Genomic DNA, 4,727 nt, shown 5'->3' on the forward strand with positions numbered 1-4,727 from the left:
ATTATCAATGTCAACACAGGGGGAGGACATCACCTCTGTCATGCGCAGCGGTCAGGGTTTCCCAGACGCTCAGAATCCCTATTTTTCCATCCCCCCTAACCCCCCTTTGAAAGGGGGGAATAGAAGGACAACGTCGGGAGTATGTCAAGTCAGCAACTATTTCTGCTTGGGGTGGTTCGATATTTTCCACCAACTCTTCTAATAAGCGATCGTCAAAATTTGCTAACTCTTCCAGCATTTCTTCTCTCGCAGCGTGTTCTTGTGCTTTCAGAGACTCAGGAATTGCTACAGGATCTGATGGCGCTCCTTGATGATAATGATAAGTTTGTTCAGTTACTAAGTCAATAAATCCAATCAGTTGATTATTTTTAGCAATGGGGTATTGATGGGGAACGATGGGGCGGTTGGAGACAGTTTTGAGTGCTTCTAATACTTCGCCAAAGTTAGATTTACAGTCGGTTTCGTCCGTACATACCCGATCCATTTTATTGATGAAGACTATATGGGGAATTTCCCAGTCATCAAGAAATTTTAATAGTGGCGCGAGGGTGAGAACGCGCGCGGGTTCTGGTTCGCACACCACTATTGCTGCCCCTGCTCCGATGAGAGCGTTATTGGTTTCTTGGGCAAATTCTATGGAACCGGGGCAGTCTAAGAAGGTAAAATGAATGCCGCCGTACTTGGTACTGGCGGCATTTATTTCTACTGTCATGGAGCGATCGCGAGCTTCTGGACTAGCATCGCCAATGGTGTTGCCATCTTTGACACTGCCTTTACGGGATATTGCTTGTGTGGTTGATAATATACTTTCTAGTAGTGTTGTTTTTCCACTTAAATAGGGTCCGACGATGGCAATATTCCTGACATTTGAAGTGACTTTTTCTGACATAATTATCCTCCTCACAATGCTTTATAATTCAGCATTGATGATTGACAAAATAGCTTTTTTGCCAGACTTTATCTGTTCTTTATATACTCTCAAGCTATAATTTTCACGTTAACCTATTTTTCCTACCTATGAAAAAAAATTTCCATTTATCTTAAATTTCATTTGAATTTAACTTAAGTTTGATAAACTAACATCAAATATTTTTAATTTTTGTGACTCAGCTCTCCCAAAAATGTCTATCAAAGATTAAACTAATTATTTGTATAAATTTTATATACTAATAGTTAATAAAAAAGGAAAAAAGATAATATTTTATAGTTATTTGTAATGGATTGGGCACAAATCTAGAATTCTTAATTAATTGTTAATTATTGGCATTGAAGCCGAAAGACTTCTAGACATATTTCCCTCATTACTCATACTCGATCAAAGCAATTCTATTTGAAGTGCTGTGGTGATTCTATTATCGTCTATTCCCTAATAATTAAAATAGTTTTTTCCGGATTTATAAAAAAAATTTAGCATAGTTTTGAATAAAAACTATTAGAGACTGTTTGTAAAATAAGTATTAAGAGAGCATAACTTGTGATGTGAATCTAAAAGCGGTAATAATTCAAGAGATTGAAATTTGGTAGATCAAGAAGTATTCAGTACTTATGTTCCAAGACTTTTTAAGCGACAAATATTTATGTTTATTTCTTCCTCCCTATTCCCTATTCCCTATTCCCTATTCCCTGTTCCCTATTCCCAGTTAGGTGTTCCCTGTTCCCTATCTCCTTTTTATATTTTCTGATACATTCAATCTCTTACTAGAAAAAGATGTTTTGTTTTTTTGATTAAAAGACTGTCAATAGAACAAATATTAAGACAGAAAGAATAGTTAATCTTGGTGAGTTATGGCAGACAGATATCAGCTATTAACTATAATTCATTGTCTGATAGGTGTTGCTGAAATCTAATAGATATCTCCAAAAATTAAAAATAAAATCAATTCTTATCCATAAATTATCTATTCTTTCTTCCTGTTCCCAGTTAAGTGTTCCCTGTTCCTTAAAAGCAATTAAAATTTTTTACACAACTCAAATAGGATTGCTATATATCCCAGAATATGTAAAATTTTTTGAGTAAAATTAAAGTAAAGATCAATAATAAAATATAGGAATAATATAACTTATGTCCCAAGACTATCATCAACAAGCAAAAATCATCGCTAAATACTTAAATAGTTTAATTAGGGAGATAGAACACAATCCCGAAATTTCGCAGTGGGTAGTTCGTCAAGTTCTCAAAACAGCCAAAGATAAAGCAGAAAAATTAGCAGAGGACTTAGAAAATCAAGACAGTAATCAAAAGGTATTATCTAATTCTTATGCTTGTTATGATTCAAAATATAGACAATAGCAAATTTGATTGGTCATTATTTCTAGATAACATCTATTTATAACCCAGTTTTTCATTTAAACTGGGTTATCTTATCTATATAAAACTTGCTGCATAAAAAACTTTTACAGCAGTTTTGAAGTTAATGAGGTAGATCCAGTAGTAGGGAGTAAAGAGTAGGGTTCGACTGAAGAAAATATCTTCGCTCTTTGGCTATAATCGTTAAAAATATTAAAAACATTGCTGAACCATTATTATTACTTAATAACTGAAGTCTTGAGGAAGGCATTGCATTATTTTTGGAATTAGTATTAAATCTCATTTTTTGTACCAATTCACTTTAAAAATGTCATAAATATTTAGGAAATTACTGAGTAAAATAGTAAGCCAAAATTACTGAAAATCAAGGTTTTAATTTGCTAAAAATAACTTTTAAAGTTAGTGAAACGGTATGAGAGTGAATATCCCTTTTTCCTCAAATATACATAATCGCGTAAAGTCTTTTAATTCCCCTTAAACCTTGATATTAAAAGTAGGGTATTCTTCAGCAATTAACAATTAATAATTGTGCAGATGGCTGAATACTTACACATTCTTTTTTCACGCTTGGTATAATTCTACAATAGTAAGTATAAAGGATGTCAGGATTATTCAATGATTCTGATGTTTCCTATTCTCTATTCCCTATTCCCTCAAAAATTAATATGAGTCAAAACGTAATTATATTATGGTATCGTAACGACTTACGCATCCATGACCATGAACCACTATATCAAGCACTAAAAGCTAATGCTCAAATTATTCCTATTTATTGTTTCGACTCAAGGCAATTTGCTAAAACAAATTTTGGCTTTTCCAAAACAGGTGTATTTAGAGCAAATTTTTTACTAGAAAGTGTTGTTGATTTGCGTAACAATCTACAAAAATTAGGCAGTAATTTAGTGATTTTTCAAGATAAACCAGAAAAAGTAATCCCTAAATTAGCTCAACAATTATCTGCTCAATCAGTATTTTTTTATCAAGAAGTTACTGCCGAAGAAGTTAAAGTAGAAAGAGCAGTTCATCACACACTAAAACAAATTGGAGTTAAGTTAAAATCATTTTGGAGTCATACACTTTACCATCCTGAAGATTTACCTTTTGAGATTAAACAATTACCAGAATTATTTACCAATTTTCGCAAAGATGTAGAGAAAAATTCTACTGTAAATCCTACATTCTCAATTCCTCAAAAATTACCATCTTTACCTGAAATTGATGTGGGAAAATTACCCACATTATCTGATTTAAACCTCGAAATACCACCACTATATTCACGGGGAGTTTTAGAATTTAAAGGCGGAGAAACTGCTGGTAAAGAAAGACTAAAAAATTACTTTTGGCAGCAAGACTGTTTAAAAGTTTATAAGGAAACAAGAAATGGAATGTTAGGAGCAAATTATTCTTCTAAATTTTCCCCTTGGTTAGCTTTAGGATGTTTATCACCTCGTTATATTTACGAACAAGTTAAAGAATATGAATATCAAAGAGTCAAAAATCAATCAACTTATTGGTTAGTCTTTGAATTACTCTGGCGAGATTACTTCCGATTTATTTGTCAAAAACATGGCAATAAAGTATTTCATAAATCTGGTTTACAAGGAGTAGCTATTCCTTGGCAAGAAGATTGGGAAAAATTTCAAAAGTGGCAAATAGGTAAAACAGGATTTCCCCTAATAGATGCTAATATGCGCGAACTTTTATCTACAGGTTTTATGTCAAATCGTGGCAGACAAAATGTTGCTAGTTTTCTGACTAAAAATTTAGGAATTAATTGGCAAATGGGAGCTGAATGGTTTGAGTCTTTACTAATAGATTATGATGTTTGTAGTAATTGGGGAAATTGGAATTACACTGCTGGAGTCGGAAATGATGCGCGAGGTTTTCGCTATTTTAATATTCCTAAACAAGCAAAAGATTACGATCCAGAAGGAAAATATGTTAAACATTGGTTGCCAGAATTAGCAAAAGTACCTCCTGCTAAAGTACATGAACCTTGGAAATTATTACCTGTTGAACAAGATAGATTTAGCGTAAAAATTGGGGTAGATTATCCACAACCAATTGTTGATTTATGGAAGTCGGTTAAGGAAAATGAAAAAATTTATAATGCAGCATTAAAAATTATAGAAGGAAGAAGGAAGAAGTATTAACGAAGTCAGAAGTCACAAGTTGTTTTTGTAATGGGGATTTTGAGCAATCCTCCAAAAACATTTCGCCTTACAGCGGTTTAATGATGAATAAACCACAATCATACTGACTCCTTACTCCTTACTCATTACTCCTTACTCCTTATAGTAGGGGTTTGGTTACCAAACCCCTACTTATATCAAATTAATCCAACAATTTTACAAATAACGAGCTAAGATTAGAAACTCTAAGAAAGAGATAATTTCTGAATAATAATGCTATTTTTGAT

Annotated in this window: 2 protein-coding genes and 1 pseudogene; 2 read left to right on the top strand and 1 reads right to left on the bottom strand. The window is 32.9% G+C overall.

The window, feature by feature from the left end; translation table 11 throughout:
* Window positions 1-144: 144 nt before the first annotated feature.
* Window positions 145-889 (bottom strand): annotated as a pseudogene (locus F6K40_RS38855) (GTP-binding protein); the annotation flags it as partial.
* A gap of 1,173 nt (window positions 890-2,062) precedes the next feature.
* Here F6K40_RS38855 and F6K40_RS38860 point away from each other — a divergent pair.
* Entirely contained in the window at window positions 2,063-2,290 is a 228-nt protein-coding gene (locus tag F6K40_RS38860) for a hypothetical protein (protein ID WP_293145233.1), read from the top strand.
* Window positions 2,291-2,973: 683 nt separating this feature from the next.
* A complete protein-coding gene (locus F6K40_RS38865; RefSeq protein WP_293145236.1) occupies window positions 2,974-4,461 on the top strand; it encodes a DASH family cryptochrome in 1,488 nt (495 codons plus the stop codon).
* Window positions 4,462-4,727: the final 266 nt, after the last annotated feature.

The sequence above is a fragment of the Okeania sp. SIO3I5 genome (genome assembly GCF_010672085.1).
In the GTDB taxonomy this organism is placed as follows: domain Bacteria; phylum Cyanobacteriota; class Cyanobacteriia; order Cyanobacteriales; family Microcoleaceae; genus Trichodesmium.

Bases quoted from the DNA above. Each gene is read 5' to 3' on its own strand.
- F6K40_RS38860 (WP_293145233.1), top strand. From the start codon at position 2,063: ATGTCCCAAGACTATCATCAACAAGCAAAAATCATCGCTAAATACTTA.
- F6K40_RS38865 (WP_293145236.1), top strand. From the start codon at position 2,974: ATGAGTCAAAACGTAATTATATTATGGTATCGTAACGACTTACGCATC.